The organism is Streptomyces coryli (genome assembly GCF_011044975.1).
GTDB lineage: Bacteria > Actinomycetota > Actinomycetes > Streptomycetales > Streptomycetaceae > Streptomyces > Streptomyces coryli.
Genome location: NZ_JAAKZV010000186.1, coordinates 1 through 16,555, shown reverse-complemented (window position 1 = coordinate 16,555; position 16,555 = coordinate 1). Strand labels below are relative to the sequence as shown.

Annotated in this window: 17 protein-coding genes and 2 pseudogenes; 9 read left to right on the top strand and 10 right to left on the bottom strand. The window is 70.4% G+C overall.

Annotated features, from left to right (window positions below; translation table 11 throughout):
• Positions 1–504, bottom strand: a 504-nt coding sequence (locus tag G5C51_RS30315) for a CoA transferase (RefSeq protein ID WP_165241888.1), incomplete at its 3' end; no start/stop codon positions are given.
• Between the two features lie 154 nt (positions 505–658).
• On the opposite strand from G5C51_RS30315, the gene G5C51_RS30310 reads away from it, so the two are divergent.
• From G5C51_RS30310 to G5C51_RS44405, 3 genes and pseudogenes are all read left to right on the top strand, one after another.
• Positions 659–1,195 carry a hypothetical protein gene (locus G5C51_RS30310; protein ID WP_165241886.1) on the top strand — a complete coding sequence of 179 codons (537 nt, stop codon included), beginning with the start codon at positions 659–661 and terminating at the stop codon, positions 1,193–1,195.
• 37 nt (positions 1,196–1,232) lie between these two features.
• Positions 1,233–1,544: pseudogene (locus G5C51_RS44410) on the top strand (alpha/beta fold hydrolase); the annotation flags it as partial.
• Positions 1,545–1,654: 110 nt separating this feature from the next.
• Positions 1,655–2,080 (top strand): alpha/beta fold hydrolase, encoded by a 426-nt coding sequence (locus tag G5C51_RS44405; RefSeq protein WP_476715143.1) that lies wholly within the window; start codon positions 1,655–1,657, stop codon positions 2,078–2,080.
• Between the two features lie 3 nt (positions 2,081–2,083).
• Here G5C51_RS44405 and G5C51_RS30300 read toward each other — a convergent pair whose 3' ends face one another.
• Positions 2,084–3,049, bottom strand: coding sequence for an NAD(P)/FAD-dependent oxidoreductase (locus G5C51_RS30300; protein ID WP_338118358.1), 966 nt, complete (start codon positions 3,047–3,049; stop codon positions 2,084–2,086).
• 497 nt (positions 3,050–3,546) lie between these two features.
• Between G5C51_RS30300 and G5C51_RS30295 the strand changes: the two genes are divergently transcribed.
• The 5 genes from G5C51_RS30295 (at position 3,547) to G5C51_RS30275 (ending at position 9,359) form a co-directional block, all read left to right on the top strand.
• Positions 3,547–4,548, top strand: a complete 1,002-nt coding sequence (locus G5C51_RS30295; protein ID WP_165241882.1) for a winged helix-turn-helix domain-containing protein — start codon at positions 3,547–3,549, stop codon at positions 4,546–4,548.
• Between the two features lie 212 nt (positions 4,549–4,760).
• The gene (locus G5C51_RS30290) at positions 4,761–5,348 is read left to right on the top strand and encodes a hypothetical protein (protein WP_165241880.1); all 588 of its coding nucleotides are present in this window, start codon (positions 4,761–4,763) and stop codon (positions 5,346–5,348) included.
• Positions 5,348–7,462 (top strand): hypothetical protein, encoded by a 2,115-nt coding sequence (locus tag G5C51_RS30285; RefSeq protein WP_165241878.1) that lies wholly within the window; start codon positions 5,348–5,350, stop codon positions 7,460–7,462. Before G5C51_RS30290 ends, G5C51_RS30285 begins: the two co-directional genes overlap by 1 nt.
• Positions 7,459–8,058: a hypothetical protein gene (locus G5C51_RS30280; protein WP_165241876.1), complete on the top strand. Its 600-nt coding sequence runs from the start codon at positions 7,459–7,461 to the stop codon at positions 8,056–8,058. Before G5C51_RS30285 ends, G5C51_RS30280 begins: the two co-directional genes overlap by 4 nt.
• A 776-nt stretch (positions 8,059–8,834) precedes the next feature.
• The gene (locus G5C51_RS30275) at positions 8,835–9,359 is read left to right on the top strand and encodes an AAA family ATPase (RefSeq protein WP_165241874.1); all 525 of its coding nucleotides are present in this window, start codon (positions 8,835–8,837) and stop codon (positions 9,357–9,359) included.
• Between the two features lie 13 nt (positions 9,360–9,372).
• Here G5C51_RS30275 and G5C51_RS30270 read toward each other — a convergent pair whose 3' ends face one another.
• The 3 genes from G5C51_RS30270 to G5C51_RS30260 form a co-directional block, all read right to left on the bottom strand.
• Complete coding sequence (locus G5C51_RS30270) at positions 9,373–9,765, bottom strand: MmcQ/YjbR family DNA-binding protein (RefSeq protein WP_165241872.1); 393 nt, start codon at positions 9,763–9,765, stop codon at positions 9,373–9,375.
• Positions 9,752–11,185 carry a sialate:H+ symport family MFS transporter gene (locus G5C51_RS30265; RefSeq protein WP_240930040.1) on the bottom strand — a complete coding sequence of 478 codons (1,434 nt, stop codon included), beginning with the start codon at positions 11,183–11,185 and terminating at the stop codon, positions 9,752–9,754. The genes G5C51_RS30270 and G5C51_RS30265 overlap by 14 nt, the downstream gene beginning before the upstream one ends.
• Before the next feature lie 65 nt (positions 11,186–11,250).
• Positions 11,251–12,189, bottom strand: a complete 939-nt coding sequence (locus tag G5C51_RS30260) for a dihydrodipicolinate synthase family protein (RefSeq protein ID WP_165241868.1) — start codon at positions 12,187–12,189, stop codon at positions 11,251–11,253.
• Between the two features lie 107 nt (positions 12,190–12,296).
• Here G5C51_RS30260 and G5C51_RS30255 point away from each other — a divergent pair, with 107 nt between their 5' ends.
• Positions 12,297–13,469, top strand: a complete 1,173-nt coding sequence (locus G5C51_RS30255) for a saccharopine dehydrogenase family protein (protein ID WP_165241866.1) — start codon at positions 12,297–12,299, stop codon at positions 13,467–13,469.
• Here G5C51_RS30255 and G5C51_RS30250 read toward each other — a convergent pair.
• The 5 genes and pseudogenes from G5C51_RS30250 to G5C51_RS30230 form a co-directional block, all read right to left on the bottom strand.
• Positions 13,438–13,800, bottom strand: a complete 363-nt coding sequence (locus tag G5C51_RS30250; RefSeq protein WP_240930035.1) for a hypothetical protein — start codon at positions 13,798–13,800, stop codon at positions 13,438–13,440. The two genes, G5C51_RS30255 and G5C51_RS30250, sit on opposite strands and share 32 nt — an antisense overlap.
• 105 nt (positions 13,801–13,905) lie before the next feature.
• Positions 13,906–14,205: a YciI family protein gene (locus tag G5C51_RS30245; protein ID WP_165241864.1), complete on the bottom strand. Its 300-nt coding sequence runs from the start codon at positions 14,203–14,205 to the stop codon at positions 13,906–13,908.
• A gap of 30 nt (positions 14,206–14,235) precedes the next feature.
• Complete coding sequence (locus G5C51_RS30240) at positions 14,236–15,315, bottom strand: WD40/YVTN/BNR-like repeat-containing protein (RefSeq protein WP_165241862.1); 1,080 nt, start codon at positions 15,313–15,315, stop codon at positions 14,236–14,238.
• A gap of 48 nt (positions 15,316–15,363) precedes the next feature.
• Entirely contained in the window at positions 15,364–16,263 is a 900-nt protein-coding gene (locus G5C51_RS30235; RefSeq protein ID WP_338118357.1) for a DMT family transporter, read from the bottom strand.
• Between the two features lie 79 nt (positions 16,264–16,342).
• A pseudogene (locus G5C51_RS30230) lies at positions 16,343–16,555 on the bottom strand (hypothetical protein); the annotation flags it as partial.

The window sequence follows — 16,555 nt, the reverse complement described above, 5'->3', positions numbered from 1 at the left end:
GCCGCCCGCGTAGTCGCCGACGATGTTGGCGGGGACCGACGGCGGGCCCTCGGCCGGGCCGATCATGCCGAGGGCGCCGGTGATGGCGATGTAGCCGATGTCGTGCCCGGCGGTCTGAGCGAGCGGCCCCTCCTGGCCCCAGCCGGTCATCCGGCCGTAGACGAGGCGGGGGTTGCGGGCGAGGCAGTCGTCGGGGCCGACGCCGAGGCGCTCGGCGACACCCGGCCGGTAGCCCTCGATGAGGATGTCGGCGCGCTCGACGAGGTCGAGCACGGCGGCCGCGCCTGCCGGGTCCTTGAGGTCGACGATCGCCGACCGCTTGTTGCGGTTGGTGATGTCGTAGTCCGGATTGATGGCCAGCCCGGCACCGCCCGGCCGGTCGACCCGTACGACATCCGCCCCGAGGTCGGCGAGCAGCATCCCGGCGAACGGGCCGGGGCCGATGCCCGCGAGCTCGACGACGCGAATGCCGTGCAACGGACCGCCGTTCACCGTGCTCTCCATCGAGCCCCCATCTTGAGTGTGACACCAACTGTGTAACACCAGTGATGGTAAGAACACGTTTCACTTCGCACAAGGGGCTCGCTGACGTTCTCGGGGGTACTCGGGCGGCCGGAGCAGTATCCGGCTGCTCACTGTCACCGAGGAGGACCGTGCCATGCGCACCGTCAAGCGCTGGCTCGACCGCAGTCTGACCGCCCAGGCGGTCCTGATCATCCTGCTGGGCGTGGGTGGCCTCGCCCTGCTGAATCCTGAGGCGAAGCTCGTCGGGACGCTGATCACGGCGGCGTTCTACACCTGCGTCGCCATCGGCATCCTGGCCATCCAGCGCCGCAGGGCATGCCGGGTCGCGGGCACGGACGCGCGCGGCTACGCCGACCTCAATCACAAGATCCGGCACCGCGAGGTGCCACAGAGCCCGGATGAGCGCGACGCGATGCGGCGCCTGGTCGGCCTGCAGCTCAGGGACATGGAGCTGGCGGGCCGGTGGCTGCCGTATCTGCTGTGGCTCGTGGGGATCGTCGGGGTGCTCCTGATGGTGCTCGGGGCCGCCACCGGCCAAACGGCAGAGGCGCTCGGCATCGCGGTCATGACCGCCCTGTTCGTCGTGCTGGCATGGCAGCGGCACCGCAACCTCGACCGCCACCGCTACATGCGCGAAGCGCTGCAGGAAGAGCGCGAGCCCGTGGCGTAGTTGTCGCCGGTCACCACCGCCGATAGGTTCCGGCGGCATGACCACCACCGTGACCGAGTCGGACCTCGAGCTGCCGGACGGGCGCACGCTGCACGTCTACGACACCGGCCCGGACGACGGCCTGCCGGTGGTGTGGCACCACGGCACACCGAACCTCGGCGCCCCGCCCAAGCCGCTCTTCCCCACCGCCGAGAGACTCGGCATCCGCTGGGTGTCGTACGACCGGCCGGGGTACGGCACCTCGACGCCCGTACCGGGCCGGGACCTGGCCTCGGCGGCCGCCGACACCGCGGCGGTCGCGGACGCGCTGGGGATCGGGCGGTTCGCGCTCATGGGGCATTCGGGCGGCGGGCCGCACGTGCTCGCCTGCGCGGCACTGCTGGCCGGCCGGGTGTCGGCCGCGGTGGACATCGCCGGGCTCGCCCGTACGGGTCGCCGGGCCTCGACTGGTTCGCCGGCATGCACCCCGCCGCGGCGGCCGGGCTGCGGGCGGCGCTCGACGGGCGGGCGGCGGCGGAGAAGCACGCGGCGCGGGGGGAGTTCGATCCGGAGACGTTCACGCCCGCCGACCATGAGGCGCTGGGCGGCACCTGGTCGTGGTTCGGCGAGGTGGTGGGGCCCGCCATCGCGTGCGGTCCCGCGCCGCTGGTCGACGACCACCTCGCCTACGTCGGCCCGCCCGGCTTCGGCCTCGCCGGCATCGCCGCGCCGCTGCTCCTGCTGCACGGCGACCAGGACCGCATGGACCCGCCCGCGCATGCCGAGTGGCTGGCGGAGCACATCCCCTCGGCCGAATTGCGCCTCGTGCCCGGGGCGGGCCACATCTCCGTACTCGACTCGGCGGCGGCCGCTCTGGAGTGGCTCCGCGAGCGGGCCGCCGCGTAGCGCCTACGACCCGCGCCGCTCGGCGACCGCCTGCGCCACCTCGGCGTCGACCAGGTCGTGGTTGAGGGCGAAGGCCGCCGCGGCGCCCTTGCCAGCGGCGGAGATGACCAGCGCCCGCGGGTCGTCGGCGTTGCCGACGGCCCAGATACCCGGGACGCTGGTGCGGCCCGCGTCGTCGGTGGTCAGGAAGCCGGCCGGGTTGCGGTCGCAGCCGAGGCCGTCCAGGACGCCGTCGTTCGGCACCATCTGAGGGAAGACGAAGACGACCTCGCACGGCACCACGGCGCCGTCCTCCAGCTCCACGCCACGCACCTGGTCGTCCGCGCTCACCACCCGCTTGATCGAGCCTTCCGCGGCGATGCGCACCCCGCGGGCGGTCAGCCGCTCGCGCTCGTCGTCGGTCAGCGGCCGGTCGCCCGGGACGTAGACGACATCGTCGGACAACTGCCGCACCAGCAGCGCCTGGTTGACGGAGACCGGGTGGGTGCCGAGCACGGCGAAGGCCCGGCCCCGGACCTCGTAGCCGTGGCAGTACGGGCAGTGCAGCACGTCCCGGCTCCAGCGCTCCCGCAGGCCGGGGATGTCCGGGAGCTCGTCCCGCAGCCCGCTCGCCAGGACCACGTGCCGGGCGTGCAGCACGGGCCCGCCGGCCAGGTGCACCGCGAAGCCGGCGGCCTCCCCCCGGTCGACCTGCTCGACCTTCCCGGCGATGAAGTCCACGCCGTACTGGGCCACTTCCGCCCGCCCCACTTCGAGCAGCGCCGCGGGCGGCATGCCGTCCCGGGAGAGAAAGCCCTGCATGTGGGCGACGGGGGCGTTGCGCGGCTCCCCGGCGTCGACCACCGCCACCTTGCGGCAGACCCGGCCCAGCACGAGGGCGGCGCTGAGACCTGCGGCCCCGCCGCCGATGACCACGGCGTCGTACGAATCCTGCGGGATCTCCCGCCCGTTCCTCTGTGCATCGCTCACGGCGATCACCTCCGGGACACAGACTGCGTGCCCGGGGACGCGGCGGGCCAATAGTTTTGCCGTTTCCGGGACGACTTCGCAGCGCGCCGCCAAGTGGCCCAGAAAGGCGCAGGTGGAGTGGCCCAACCCCCTGGGCCGACCGCGAACTAGCCTCGCTGCCATGCGGATCTTCCTCGCCGGCGCGTCCGGCGCCATCGGCCGGCAGCTCATCCCCGCCGCCGAAGGCGCCGCCAACGGCCGGCTCCGCCGCGAGGGCACCCGCAACCTGGTCGCGGCTGCCCGGGCGACGGGCCCGCCAAGAGACCGTCCGCGACGGAGTCGAGTACGTTGCGGCCGCATCAGGTCGAGGCAATCGACGCTGCGCTGCGCGCGATGACGCCGGCGCCTGGGGAGCCGACCCCGAGCAATGGGCAGCCGGGCGACGCTCAGGGAACCGCACCCCACCGACCACCACATCCCCACGACGCCGAGAAACCGCCATGTGAATAATGTGACCGATGAGTGAGACCTTGCGCATTCACTTCACCGACGCCGATTTCCGGCATGTGCAGTTGGCCAACACTCCCGATCCGATGTGGGAAGCGATTCTGGCCCCGCATGTGTTGGAGATCCCGGCGAGCGAGGTACCGCTACATCTTCGGGCTTGGCGCGGCCGGGCCCGCCGGAACCTCACCGGACGACCCATAAAGAGGGCGCTGCGGCTGCTGGCCGACCTCGCTCCGCCGGACGCCTCCTACTTCCCCGACTTCCTCACGCCTGTCGAGGCCGTGGACGGCCTGGAGGCGGGGATCGACATGTTGCGCTCCACGCCGCGTAAGCGGCTCATCCACGAGCTGCAGTACGCCTCGCGGACCCGCACCCTGCCTGCCTGGACACGTCGTCTTGCCGCCGGTGACCAGAAGCAGGTGGATGAGGTGGCGGACGCGATCCGACTCGTCCACGAGCAGGTGATCACGCCTGACTGGTCCATGATCGACGCAACCGTCAGCCGCGACCGTCTGCTACGTCTGGATTCTCTCGACGGTGGCGTCGACAGCCTGCTGACTTCCCTGAGCACCTTCACCTGGACTCCCCCCGTCCTGTCCGCCCCTTATCCGATGACTCGCGATATCCATCTCCAGGGTCGCGGAGTCCGCTTCGTCCCGTCCTACTTCTGCCACGGGGCACCGGTCGCCATCGTCGACAAGCACCTGCCACCGGTCGTCGTCTTTCCTCTCGCCCACCGGATGCTGACCGAAGCCACGGCCGGCGCGCACATTGAGGCACTCAAGCACCTTCTCGGCGGCAATCGGGCGAAGGTTCTCGACGCGCTGCGCTGCCCAGCGACCACCGGCCGTCTGGCCGCCCGGATCGGCATCTCCGAGTCCGCGGCCAGCGGCCACGTCAAGGTCCTGCGCGATGCCGGCCTGGTGGACAGCGTGTGGGGCGACGGACACAAGGAGCACACGCTGACGGTGGAGGGCCAGATCGTTCTGCGTCTCGAATTGCCCTCTCGGTAGCCACCGTGGCCTGGCATTTTCGGTCACAGCGAAATTCGGGTCACTTCACTGGCTGGGCACTTCTCTATGCTCCGTGACCGCCCCTTACCGGTCCGGGACGTCCATTGACTGAGGAGACCGTGACGGGGTCGTCCTGTCTGTCCTGCGGCGTCTGCCGGCCTGTCCCACGCGCCGGAGCGGTCGACGGCCAGCCACCGGCAAGGAAGGGCCATATGCGTTACCCCACCACCATTGGCGTTCTGGCGGCTGTGGCGCTCGGGATCGGCAGCATCGTCGGCTGCGGCTCCTCGGATGAGGCTGCGTCCGGTGTACCCGAAGGCGCCTACGAGTCCAGCATGGGCAAGGACAGCGACGGTCTGAAGACCCTTACGCTGCCCCCTCCGACCTGCAAGGGGCGCCCTGATGCCCCGGACCCCAAGCACGTGGCGCTCCTGGACTCCGGCAAAGTGATCACTGTCAAGAGAGGGGAGGACCCGCCGGACGGCATCAATGTCCGCTACAGCAAGTGCTCCCCGAAGTATGGGCTTTGGCTGGACGCCAAAGCGGCAGGGAAACTGCCTAACCCAGACAAGCCACCGGCGGCGTTTGCATGCAAAGCGGTTGTCGAGAGCGGCGACTCCAGCGACTTCGAAACAGACAGCCTGGGCACGGAGCTGCTCGGGGATGCCTACTGCCTGGACAGCAGCGACGACGACGAGAGCAACTCGCCGATCTACTACGTGCGCTTCGATGAAATCGGTGAGCCGTACGGGAGTAACCGTATGCCCACCCTCAAGATCTCGTACAAGAAGCTCACCTGATGGATCGCCCCTGGATCGCCGCGCTGGTTGTGGCGGCCGTAGCCGCCGTCGCCGGCTTGCTGTATGTCACCGGATTTGACGGCGCCGACGAGCGGGCGACGACGCTGACTGTTGCTGCGTCTGGTCTGCCCAAGGGAGTTCAAGCCGACATCAAGGTGAACGGGGCAGGCAAGGCGCACGACTACTCGCTGTCCGGATCCGACACGCGCAGCGTCGCCCCGGGCAACTACCTGATCACGGTGGGGGCGGTTGTCCACGGCGAATACCGCTATCTGGGCGCCACGGACAGCATCGTCGTCACGGCAGCGCGCGGGGCGAACACGAAATCGAAGGCAGAGTACCGGATCAGCGTGCACAAGGCGGCCCGCGTGGCGCCCTCCGGCGCCGACTCCCCTATCGAGCAGGTCGGCGAGAAGTCGGTGACGCTCGGCCCCAGCGCCTATACCCACCGGCTCAAGCCCGGGCACATTCTGGTGTCGGCGGCGACAGAGGCACAGCCGACCCCCTTCGCCGCCGCCGTAACAGCAACCACTGAAGAAGCCGGCGGGCGCGTGGTAGCCGATGTGGTACATGTTCCGATGAGTTCGGTGATGCCGAAGATGGTCGTCCAGATCAACAATCCGAAACCGAAACCGGAAGAGCGGAGGATCTTCCGCGCTTCACTCGCCGAACAGCCGGAACAGGAGGCGTCTGAGGAGCCGAAGCCGGAGATGACCGAAGAAGAGGTCACGCTCGGCCTGGGCGATTGCGGCAAAGGAAGCGCTGCGGTGCGCGCCGGCTTCCACGACTTCGAGACTGCGTTCACCAGCGAGGTCGACATCCAGTGGTACCGGCTCGGCGGCAAAGTAACGATCCCGAACCCCTTCGGCAAGGACGTCACGATCAGCATGGAGGTCAAGGCCCCGAAGAAGATGACGGCCCGCGCCACCGCCGATGTCCACGGGAAGATGACCGCGCAGTTTGTCACCAAGGCGGCCCTGACCTGCTCCCGTGAGACCTTCGAGATGAAGGACCCCTTCGGCGTCGACAAAGGCTTGAACAAGGCATGCAAGGCCGCCGGGAAGATCCTCAGGCTCGGGCCGCTCGCTCCCGGCTGCAAGCTCACCTTCAAGGGCGATGTGGAGATCGAGGCCAGCAAGGAGCTCTCCACCGGCGTGACCATTGCTGCCGGGATCGACACCGCCGCCTCCTGGAACTTCCCCGGGGGCAAGACACGTCGCCCACTGAATCTGGCCGGGAACCCGGCCATCCATGTGGACGACAAGTGGTTCTCCTCACCACAGGACGCGAAGGTCTCCGGAGCGGTGCGAATGGGCATGGCCACCATCATCGAGGCGTCGATCGGCGGCGGCACCGAAAAGACTGATCTCAGCCTCGAATACGAGATGTGGTACCCCCGGGGCGTGAAATACGAGACCACCCGGGCCCGCGACAAAGTCGACGTGGGAGGCGTCATCGAACACACGATGGGCCTCACTCTGGACCTTCCGGACGTGAAGATCCTTGACAAGATTCCGGACCCGAAAGCGGAATTCAAGTTCGTTCCGATCAAGTTTCCCATCGGGGCGATTCAACTGGGATACACCGACCCGGACCATCCCCTGCCCTCCTCCGCCGACTTCGATTTCGGCGAAGAGGACGACAAAGAAGGTGGCGGCGGATCGGTCACTCCCGACCCGCAGGACTCCGGCGAACCGGATCTCGCCGATCTGGTAAAGACCATTGACCGTCAACGGCTGACCATTCCTTATCCGGGTGGGGCATGCCAGCAGTCGACTGCGGATCTCGATGTGCCGGAGGTCCACGACGACATCAGCAGCCGAAACGAGATTGGCTACGGCGACTGCAAGAGCAGAGAAGTGTCTTTGGGTGGACGGAATTTCGGAACCGGACCCAACAGCCCGCCCGCTGTACCCACCGAGTGCATCAAGTGGGCGCAGCGTCGTGCAACGGGCGACAAGAGTCCGTCCGACTTCAAACGCGGCGATACGTTCTGCGCCATCACGTCCAAGGGCAACGTGGCCTGGCTGAAGTTCACCGGTTCCACCGATGTCGGCGAAAGGCACCCCGACCTGCACTTCGAACTCACCCTCTGGAAGAAGGACTCCCCATGAGACGACGTACAGCACGCGCCGCTGTCACGGCCGCCCTGATGCTTGTCGCCCTGACCGCCTGCGGCGGCGAAGGTGACACCGAGTCGGGCGGGGGCGGTGAGGCCGGGCAGGCCACCGGAGGTGTCGGCGGCTCCGACTCCGAGAAGGGTGAACGCCCGTTAAAGCTCGTCGAAGCCGACACCACCGCAGAAGTGGCCGCCATCGTCAAAGAGGCACTCGGCCCGTGCATCAGGTTCAGCAAAGACAAACATCAGATTTCAGGAGCCACGGAGAGTAACTACTGCACCTACGAAAGCGAAGGCGGCGTCGCAACGCTTGAGATCCATTTGATCGACAACGCGGAGCGTGAACAACTGCATCGCGAGCACGACAGTGTCGGATACCTCCTGTACGGCAAAGGATTCATGATCGACTTCGACTCCGATGTCCCCCAGCAACAGCCGGCCCTTGAGGGCGCCGGGCTGCTGTATCTGAATTGCGAGGAAGGGTTCGACGCATACGTGAAGGCCAACGAGGGTGTGAAGAAGATCCGCACCGTGAAGGCGATCACCACCGGATGCCGTTACACCAAGACAGATCTGACCCGCTTTATGTGACCCCGCGCAGACCCCTTTGAGTGGCGGGCAGCGTAGCCTCGAGGGCTGCGCAAGGGCCGTGTTGCCGGTGGGCGTCGCCCCGTTCGGTGCCAGGGTCAGGAGTGGACGGCCGATGGTTCGACGTACGCGGAGAGGCCACGCTCGAACGCCGCGGAGCGCCGTCCGCCGGGCAAGAGGTCAGCGAGACCCCGCCACCCACCAGCGATTCACACAAACTCCCGCCGAATAAGAGCCGTTGGTCAAGGGGAGCTACGGCCTTCCTCTGGTGGGCGTGACCGCCCTTTCGGAAGCGACTGGCTGTTGGGACGGTGACGATCTGAGCACGGAGTTACGGGATGACGCAGCCGATGCTGCGACGACGCAGGGTGCTGGCGGATGACATAGGGGGAGTACGCGTTGTCCGCCAGCACCCGAACGGGATCCCCCGAACCGAAGCGGCTTGTGGTTAGAGCCGAGGAACGCTATCGGCGATCCACCCCAGCAGGTGAAACGAGCGGCGGCGCGCCAGCCGGCGTCGCGCCGGGACTCCACGTCCTCCGCTTCCACTACTTCGACTAGGTGAAGTCGACAGCCAGGTAGTCGATGTGGCTGATCGTCGTGGCCGCTGTCTTGGAAGTAGGCGTGGCCCGGCTCGGCGCCGAGGTTGCGTGTGCGGTCTGCCGGCGACCGGCCGCGACTGGCTGCCCGTACTGGCTAAGGCCCTGGACGCCCCCGTCCCGGCGCAGGCGGCGGACGGGCTTCGCGGCGGCGCCCGGCGAGCGTGCCAAGATCGGGCTGTGACCACGTTGTTCCTGACGGTCGGCCTGCCCGGGGCCGGAAAGACCACGCGCGCTCGGCAGCTGGCCGAGGAGCACCACGCGCTGCGGCTGACGCCGGATGAGTGGATGATCCCGCTGTTCGGCGATCCGCAGCCGGAGGGGAAGCGCGCTGTGCTGGAAGGGCGGCTGCTCCGGCTCGCGCTGGAGGCGCTGCGGCTGGGCACCAACGTGGTCCTGGATTTCGGCTGCTGGTCCCGGGACGAGAGGTCCGCGATCCGCTGGCTGGTGACGGCCGCGGGCGCGTCCTGTCGGCTCGTATACGTGCCGGTGGACCACGAGACCCAGCGTGCCCGGATCGCCCATCGCCGGTCGACCACCCCTGATCAGACCTTCGCGATGAGCGAGGCGGACCTCGTGCACTGGCGGACGCAGTTCGAGGAGCCCGACGCCACCGAACTCGAGGGACATGAGATCGGCAGTCCGCCTCCCGGGTGGTCGGGCTGGCAGCAGTGGGCCGCCGACCGGTGGCCGTCGCTCGCGTGACCCTCCGGCCGGCCTAGGCGGTCCCCTCGTCCAGCTCCGCGATCAGCTTCTTCGGCGCGATGGTCCGATAGCTCTCCTCGACCCACTCCCCCAGCAGCTCCGCCCCGGGTGCGCCCTCGGGCGCCAGCGGGATGCTCACCCAGCCCGCCTTGCCGAGCCCATAGCCCGCGGGCTCCGCGTCCGGCGCACTCAGCGCATGCTCATGGACCTCCGGGTCCTTGAGCTTCACCGTGAGCCCGGGCGGATAGCTGCCGTCGTCGACGCCGAGGAAGACGAAGACCTTCTTGTTGACCTTGATGACGGACTCGCCCCAGGGGAACTCCTCGTACGCCCCCGGCAGTCCGAGGGCGTACGAACGGACCTTCGCCCGCACGGCCAGAGCGGCGCTTTCCTTACGCTTCGCCATGCGTCGCAGCGTACTGGCGGCCACTGACAGCCGCCGCGCGCGGCGCGGACTCCTCGATCAGCTGGTCGTCCGGGGTGTCCGGGTCGATCAGCCGGTTCAGCCGGCGCGGCACGTCGAAGCCGACCAGCAGGATGACCACCAGGGTCAGCGAGAAGGCCAGCACCGCAAGCGAGCGGCCGAGCGACATCCCGCCGGCCAGGTGCGCGCCGAGCACCGGCGCCACCGCGCCGCCGAGCGCGCCCACGTTGTAGACGAAGCCCAGCGAGGCCGCCCGCTTGGCGACCGGGAAGTGCCCGGCGATGTACTTCGGCAGGATGCCGGAGATGCCCTGGCCGAGCGCCAGCATCGCGAACAGCAGCACGCCGAGGCCGAACATGCTGTCCTTCATCGCGAACACCGGGAAGATGAAGGCGAGCGAGGCCAGCAGGGTGAAGGCGTACGCCTTCCGGGTGCCGAGCCAGTCGCCGACGAACCCGGCGAGGCAGCAGCCGAACATCGTCCCGAAGCCCGCGTAGTACATGACGTCGGTGACCTGGTCGGGGCTGTAGCCGAGCTCGGTCTTCAGATACGTCGGGAGCAGCGCCTGGATCGGCCAGCTGTACAGGAACGCGCAGAACACCGTCACCATCAGCGCGACATACAGCACCCACGCCTTCCGGCCGCCGAGCTGCGCCGCAAAGGCGATCAGGCACCCCGCCGTGAGCAGCGCGAGCGGCAGGACCGCGCCCTCGCCGTACGGCGTGAAGATGAGGAACAGCGCCACCGAAGCGGCGGCCGCGAGCACCGTATTGACCGTCGCCTTGCGCCGCTGGTCGAACAGCGGCCGGAACGGGTTCGGCCGCTCCCGCTGCTCCCCCGACGCGTCGGCCCCGACCTGCTCCGCCCAGTCCTCGGCCTCCGGCAGCACCCGCCGCAGCCACAGCGCGGCCGCGATCGGCAGGATGCCGATGAAGAACATCCACCGCCAGCCGAGCGCCGGCACCACCCACTTGTAGACCTCAGCGGCCAGCACCGAGCCGAAGGCGAAGCCGGAGATCAGAAAGCCCGAAGCGCGGTTGCGCAGCCGCTTGGGCCAGGACTCCAGGACGTACGTGGCCGAGGCGCTGTACTCGCCCGCCATGCCCGCGCCGATCAGCAGCCGGGCGGCGAAGAGGCTCAGGTAGTTCCAGGCCAGCCCGGACGCGAAGGTGCCGACCGAGAAGAGCACGATGGACGTCACCATCGCGATCCTGCGTCCGTAGCGGTCGCCCATGGCGCCGAGCAGCGCACCGCCTATCCAGCGGGTGATGAACGCCGCCGACACCAGGCTGGCGGCCTGCACGGTGCTGAGCCCGAACTCGTCCGAGATCTCGGTCAGTACGAGCGTGATCAGCACGAAGTCGAAGCCGTCCAGGACATAGCCGATCCAGGACGCCGCCATCGCCTTCCACTGCTGCCGGCTCACCTGCCGGTACCAGCGGATCTTCTGAGCTGCCCCCTGCGCGCTCACAGCAGGCCGGCCTTCTCGAGCAGGCCGCGGATGCCCTTCACCGCCTCGTCGGACAGCGGCAGCTGCGGGGCGGCGGTGGCCGGGCAGGCGATCACGCCGCGCAGGTGCAGCGCCGCCTTGAAGGCGCCGAGCGCGGAGGCGCTGCGGCTCATCGAGCCGTCGGCGTCGCCGAAGTCGGTGATCGAGAAGAGCGCGGCGAGCCGGTCCTGCGCGGCCGCGGCCTCGGCCCACTTGCCGTCGCGGCAGAGCCGGTAGAGCTCCACGTACCCCGCCGGGTCGACATTGCCGAGGCCCGGCACGACGCCGTGGGCGCCGGCCAGCAGCGCGCAGTCGACGACCATCTCGGCGCCGGTGAGCACGGCGAAGCGCTCCAGCAGGCCGCGCTCGCGCAGCTGCACCATGAGCCGGCGGAGCGACGCGTCGTCGCCGCTGGAGTCCTTCAGCCCGGCGAGGGTGCCGTCCTCGGCGAGCGCGAGGACCGTGTCGCGGGAGAGCTTGGAGTGGACGGAGACCGGGATGTCGTACGCGAAGAGCGGCAGGTCGACGGCGGCGCGGATGCGGCGGAAGTGGTTCGCGATCTCGGCCGGGTGGGTCAGCGTGTAGAAGGGCGCGGTGGCGACGAGGGCGTCCGCTCCCGCCTCCTTGGCCATCCGGGCCTGGTCGATCACCCGGGCGGTCGTCATGTCGATCACACCGGCGAGTACCGGCACCCGGCCGTCCGCCGCCGCGACCGCGGCCTCGAGGGCGGTACGGCGCTGCGCGTCGCTCAGATACGCGGTCTCGCCGCTGGAGCCGAGCAGGAACAGCCCGTCCACGCCGGCGCCGACGAGGTGCTCGACGAGCGAGCGCATCGACGCGGTGTCGACCTCACCCTCGGCGGTCAGCGGGGTGCAGAGGGGCGGCACGACGCCCGTGAGGGGGGCGGGGAACGACATTGGTCTCTCCTGTGAAAACGATCGGACATTGGACGTCCCATGTCCGATTCAGAATCTCTCCCACGGACGGCATCGACGTCAAGGGCCCCGCCCCCTAAGCTGCGGGAATGGCCAGCTCAGCCCGCTCATACGACCTTGTCCTGTTCGGCGCGACCGGTTTCGCGGGACGCCTTACCGCCGAGTATCTCGCCGCCCACGCCCCGGCGGACTTCCGCTGGGCGGTGGCGGGACGCAACCGCGCCAAGCTCCTCGAGCTCCGCGACGAACTCGGGCAGCCGGACCTGCCGGTGATCGAGGCGGACGCCGCCGACCCCGCCGCGCTGCGCACCCTCGCCGCGGACACCCGGGTGCTGGCCACGACGGTCGGCCCGTATCTCAAATACGGCGCCCCGCTCGTCGCCGCCTGCGCCGCCGAGGGCACGGACTACCTCGACCTGTGCGGCGAGCCGGAGTTCGTCGACCGGATGTATGTCGAGCACGACGCCGCCGCCCGCGAGTCCGGCGCCCGGCTGATCCACGCGGCGGGCTTCGACTCGGTGCCGCACGACCTCGGCGCGTACTTCACAGTGAAGCAGCTCCCCGAGCGGGTGCCGCTGACGGTGGACGGCTTCGTACGGGCCGGGGGCATGGTCTCCGGCGGCACCCTGGCCTCGGCGATGGGCGCGATGTCCCGCCCCGCCGCCATGGCCCGAGCGGCCCGCGACCGCAGGCACGCCGAGCCCCGCCCGGCCGGCGGCCGCCGCGTCCGCGCCCCGCTGGGCGCGCCGCGCCGCGCCGCCGACGTGCACGCCTGGGCGGTGCCGCTGCCCTTCATCGACGCGCAGATCGTGGCTCGCTCGGCCGCGGCGCTGGAGCGCTACGGCCCCGACTTCCGCTACCGCCACTCCGCCGCCGTGAAGCACCTGCCGATCGCCGTCGGCGGCATCGCGGGCGGCGCCGCCTTCGCCGCGGCCGCGCAGCTGGCCCCGGTCCGCCGCTTCCTCTCCGGCAAGCTGGCCCCTGGCACCGGCCCGTCCCCGGAGAAGCGCGCCCGCAGCTGGTTCAAGGTCCGCTTCGTCGGCGAGGGCGGCGGCCGCAAGGTCATCACCGAGGTCGCCGGCGGCGATCCCGGCTACGGCGAGACGGCGAAGATCCTCGCGGAGTCGGCGCTGTGCCTGGCATACGACAAGCTGCCCGAGACATCCGGCCAGGTGACGACGGCGGCGGCGATGGGCGACGCCCTGATCGAGCGGCTGGTCGCGGCCGGGATCACCTTCCGGGTGGTGCAGGCGTCGCCGTAGCGGCGGCCGGCCTCCGGCGCTCTCCCTCCGGCGTGAAGGTGAAGGACCGGCGGAACGGTCCTTCACCGAAGCGGACCGCGAGGAGCAGGGGTTGCTCGTGTTCCGGCGGCCATCCGCCGGGCTCGGCAGCACCGTTCCACAGATGGAAGAAGACGATCGGCTGTTCCGGATCCTCGCTGAGGTAGCCGAGGGTCTTTCCGTACAGGGGGTTGCTCCCTCCGAAGAGCACGGAGGGAGCACCGAATTCCGCGGTCACGTCCTGGGCCCCGAGCACCCGGTCCGGCCGGAGCCAGCCGCAGCGCCGCGCAAACTCCGCGTACGCCGAGGCCATGCCGCCTCGCGCTCCTCCCACTCCTGCTGCTGCCGGGCGAACTCCTCCGGCCGGCATTCAGCGAACAGCAGGTGGTCGATAAGGAGAGAGGGGGCGGGGCCCTCGTCAGCCCGGAAGCTGCTGCCGGTAGGCCGCCAGGGCCGGGGCCGTCTTCGTGGCCAGGAACTCCGTGATGCGGTACTCGCACACGCCCGCCGTCACAAAGGGATCGGTGGCGGTGAGGGCCTCCGCCGCCGCCCGGTCCTCGGCGACGGCGATGATGATGCCGCCGTCGCGCGGCTGCTTGCGGCCGGAGGCGAGGACGACGCCGGCCTCGTAGAGCTGGTCGAGCCAGGTGACGTGGTCGGCGAGGGCGGCGTCGACCTTGTCGACGGGGGCGGTGTAGGTGAGCTCCAGGACGAACATGGTGATCAGCCTAGAACGGGCCACCGACACTCACCCCAGCCGGGCCACCCGGCCCTTCTCGCCCGCCGCCCAGCAGCCGCGGTCCGGGGCGCAGTCGACCGTGTCGAAGGAGCCGTCGTCGAAGGCGTGCCAGGTGCGGCCCGCGTCGACGGTGATGTCCGTGCCGGTGGGGCCGACCGCGAGGGCCATCGTGCGAGTGCGCGGGAGCCAGGCGACGCCGGAGCGGTAGGCGGGGGGTGGTTCGGCGGCGGCGGTCCAGTTCGCGCCCGCGTCGCGGGTACGGGCCGCGGCCTGCGGTGACGCCTGGTCCGGGCGGTAGTCGCCGCCGACCGCGAGGCCGTGCCCGGCGTCGCGGAAGGCGAGCGCGAAGACGCCGCGGGCGGGGTCGCCGGCCGGTATGGAGGTCTCCGACACCGACCACGTACGGCCGCGGTCGGCGGTGTGGAAGACGCGTCCGACCGCGCCGCCGCCGGTCGCGAACCAGGCGTCCCTGGCACCGGACGCGACCAGGCACTGCCCGCTCGCCGCGAAGCCCGCCTCGCCCTCCTGCGCCGGCGGCATGCCGTCGGTCGGCAGCACCCGCCAGGAGCGGCCGCCGTCGTCGGTGGCCAGGATGCGGTACTTGCCGTCGACCGGGTCGCTCATCGCCAGCCCGTGCCGGCCGCCGGCGAAGAAGTCCAGGCAGTCGTAGAAGGCCTTGGGGTGGTCGTTGCGGAAGGTCTCCTTCCACGACGCCCCGCCGTTCTCGGTCCGGTACACCCGCGAGTCGCCGCCCTCGCCGATCGACAGCGCCACCGCGCGCTTGGCGTCGAAGGCCTCGATGTCGCGGAACTCCAGCTCGCCCGTCCCCGGCGGCCCCACGCTGCTCCAGCTGCCGCCGCCATCGGTCGTACGCAGCACGGTCCCGCCGGAGCCGGACGCCCACGCCACGTCGCGGCTCACCGCGGACAGCCCGCGCAGGCGGGCGTCGCTGCCGGTGTCCTTCAGCTGCCAGCCGGGGAGTGCCGCCGACGGTTCGGCGGCTTGAGCCGGGCTGATCGGGCCGGTCGCGAGCGCCGCTGCGAGCAGGCCAAGTGCGGTCCGTCGCAGGAGAGTTCGGTGCGGTGTCATGAGCAGGGAAACTAGCAGGAGCGGATGCCGCTGAGGAGACCCTCCGGCTCAGACGCCGGCCCGCTCCACCCCAGCCGCCCGCCGCACGCGCTCCTCCGCGCACGCGGACGGCAGCGCCGGATGCCTGCCGAGCAGCACGACGCCCGCCACGATCGCCGCCAGCCCCGCCGCCTCCCAGGCCAGCGCCCCCGCGTCCATCCGCACCCGGTCGCCGAGGAAACCGACCCCGCAGGCGATCCCGGCGAGCGGCTGCGCCGCGGTCAGCGCGGGCAGCGAGCTGCGCAGCGGCGCCATCTCGAAGGCGCTCTGCACCAGGACGAGCGCGGTGATCCCGATACCGGCGATGGCGTACGGCTGCCAGTGCGCGGCGAGGACGGCCACGCCGTGTTCGGCGGCGAGTTGCCCGGAGGTGCGGGTGAGGGCGTCCTGCAGCCCGTAAAGGAGCCCGGCCGCCAGCGCCAGCACGGCCGCCTCGACGGTCGGCCGCGAGCGCTTGGCCACTCCGACGAGCAGCACCGCAAGGCCGACCACGACCCCGACCACCGTCCAGTGCCGCAGCGCCCCGGCGTGCGGGCCGCCGCCGGACGGCTGCCCGGCGACGATGAACGCCGTCACCCCCAGCGCCAGCAGCGCCGCCCCCGACCAGCCGTGCCACCCGAGCCGCTGCCCGCCGAGCCGGCGGGAGACGGCGAGCGCGAACAGCAGATTGGTCGCGGTCAGCGGCTCGACCAGGGAGATCTCACCGTGCGTGAGCGCGAGGGCGCCGAGGACCATGCCGGTCACCATCAGCGCGATGCCCAGCAGCCACTGCGGCATCCGCATCAGGTCGAGCAGCAGGCGTAAGGAGAGGAAGTCGGCGAGCGGCGCACGCTGCGCGGCACGCTGCTGGAACACGAATCCCGCCCCCAGACAGCCCGCCGCACCCACCGCTAAGAGGATGACGGCCACGCCGTTAAACATACCGGCGCCGGGAGGGTCGGGGCGCCGGGACTTGGTCCGGATCGGGGGCGGCGCCCGGGCGGCCGGCTCAGTCGCCCAGCTTCAGCCGCAGGAAGCCGGGGCGGTAGAGGGCGACGTTCCGGTTGACGTTCTCCGAGACGGCGGAGGCCGAGGCGTCGAGCCAGTTGACGTCGTAGCTGAGGAGCAGCCGGCCGTCGTCGCTGAGCTGCGGGTGGGCCTGGGGGTTGTAGACGGCGGCGCCGTCGCGGGGGGCGGTGTCGCGGGGCAGTGGGGCCTTGAT

What these genes read in the sequence shown, in the direction of transcription:
- G5C51_RS30265 (WP_240930040.1), bottom strand. Translation starts at nt 11,185, where the DNA reads ATGGCGGCGTCCTGGATCGGCTATGTCCTGGACGGCTTCGACTTCGTG.
- G5C51_RS30245 (WP_165241864.1), bottom strand. Translation starts at nt 14,205, where the DNA reads ATGTTCGTCCTGGAGCTCACCTACACCGCCCCCGTCGACAAGGTCGAC.
- G5C51_RS30280 (WP_165241876.1), top strand. Translation starts at nt 7,459, where the DNA reads ATGAGACGACGTACAGCACGCGCCGCTGTCACGGCCGCCCTGATGCTT.
- G5C51_RS30285 (WP_165241878.1), top strand. Translation starts at nt 5,348, where the DNA reads ATGGATCGCCCCTGGATCGCCGCGCTGGTTGTGGCGGCCGTAGCCGCC.
- G5C51_RS30295 (WP_165241882.1), top strand. Translation starts at nt 3,547, where the DNA reads ATGAGTGAGACCTTGCGCATTCACTTCACCGACGCCGATTTCCGGCAT.
- G5C51_RS30255 (WP_165241866.1), top strand. Translation starts at nt 12,297, where the DNA reads ATGGCCAGCTCAGCCCGCTCATACGACCTTGTCCTGTTCGGCGCGACC.
- G5C51_RS30260 (WP_165241868.1), bottom strand. Translation starts at nt 12,189, where the DNA reads ATGTCGTTCCCCGCCCCCCTCACGGGCGTCGTGCCGCCCCTCTGCACC.
- G5C51_RS30250 (WP_240930035.1), bottom strand. Translation starts at nt 13,800, where the DNA reads ATGGCCTCGGCGTACGCGGAGTTTGCGCGGCGCTGCGGCTGGCTCCGG.
- G5C51_RS44405 (WP_476715143.1), top strand. Translation starts at nt 1,655, where the DNA reads ATGCACCCCGCCGCGGCGGCCGGGCTGCGGGCGGCGCTCGACGGGCGG.
- G5C51_RS30270 (WP_165241872.1), bottom strand. Translation starts at nt 9,765, where the DNA reads ATGGCGAAGCGTAAGGAAAGCGCCGCTCTGGCCGTGCGGGCGAAGGTC.
- G5C51_RS30240 (WP_165241862.1), bottom strand. Translation starts at nt 15,315, where the DNA reads ATGACACCGCACCGAACTCTCCTGCGACGGACCGCACTTGGCCTGCTC.
- G5C51_RS30310 (WP_165241886.1), top strand. Translation starts at nt 659, where the DNA reads ATGCGCACCGTCAAGCGCTGGCTCGACCGCAGTCTGACCGCCCAGGCG.
- G5C51_RS30290 (WP_165241880.1), top strand. Translation starts at nt 4,761, where the DNA reads ATGCGTTACCCCACCACCATTGGCGTTCTGGCGGCTGTGGCGCTCGGG.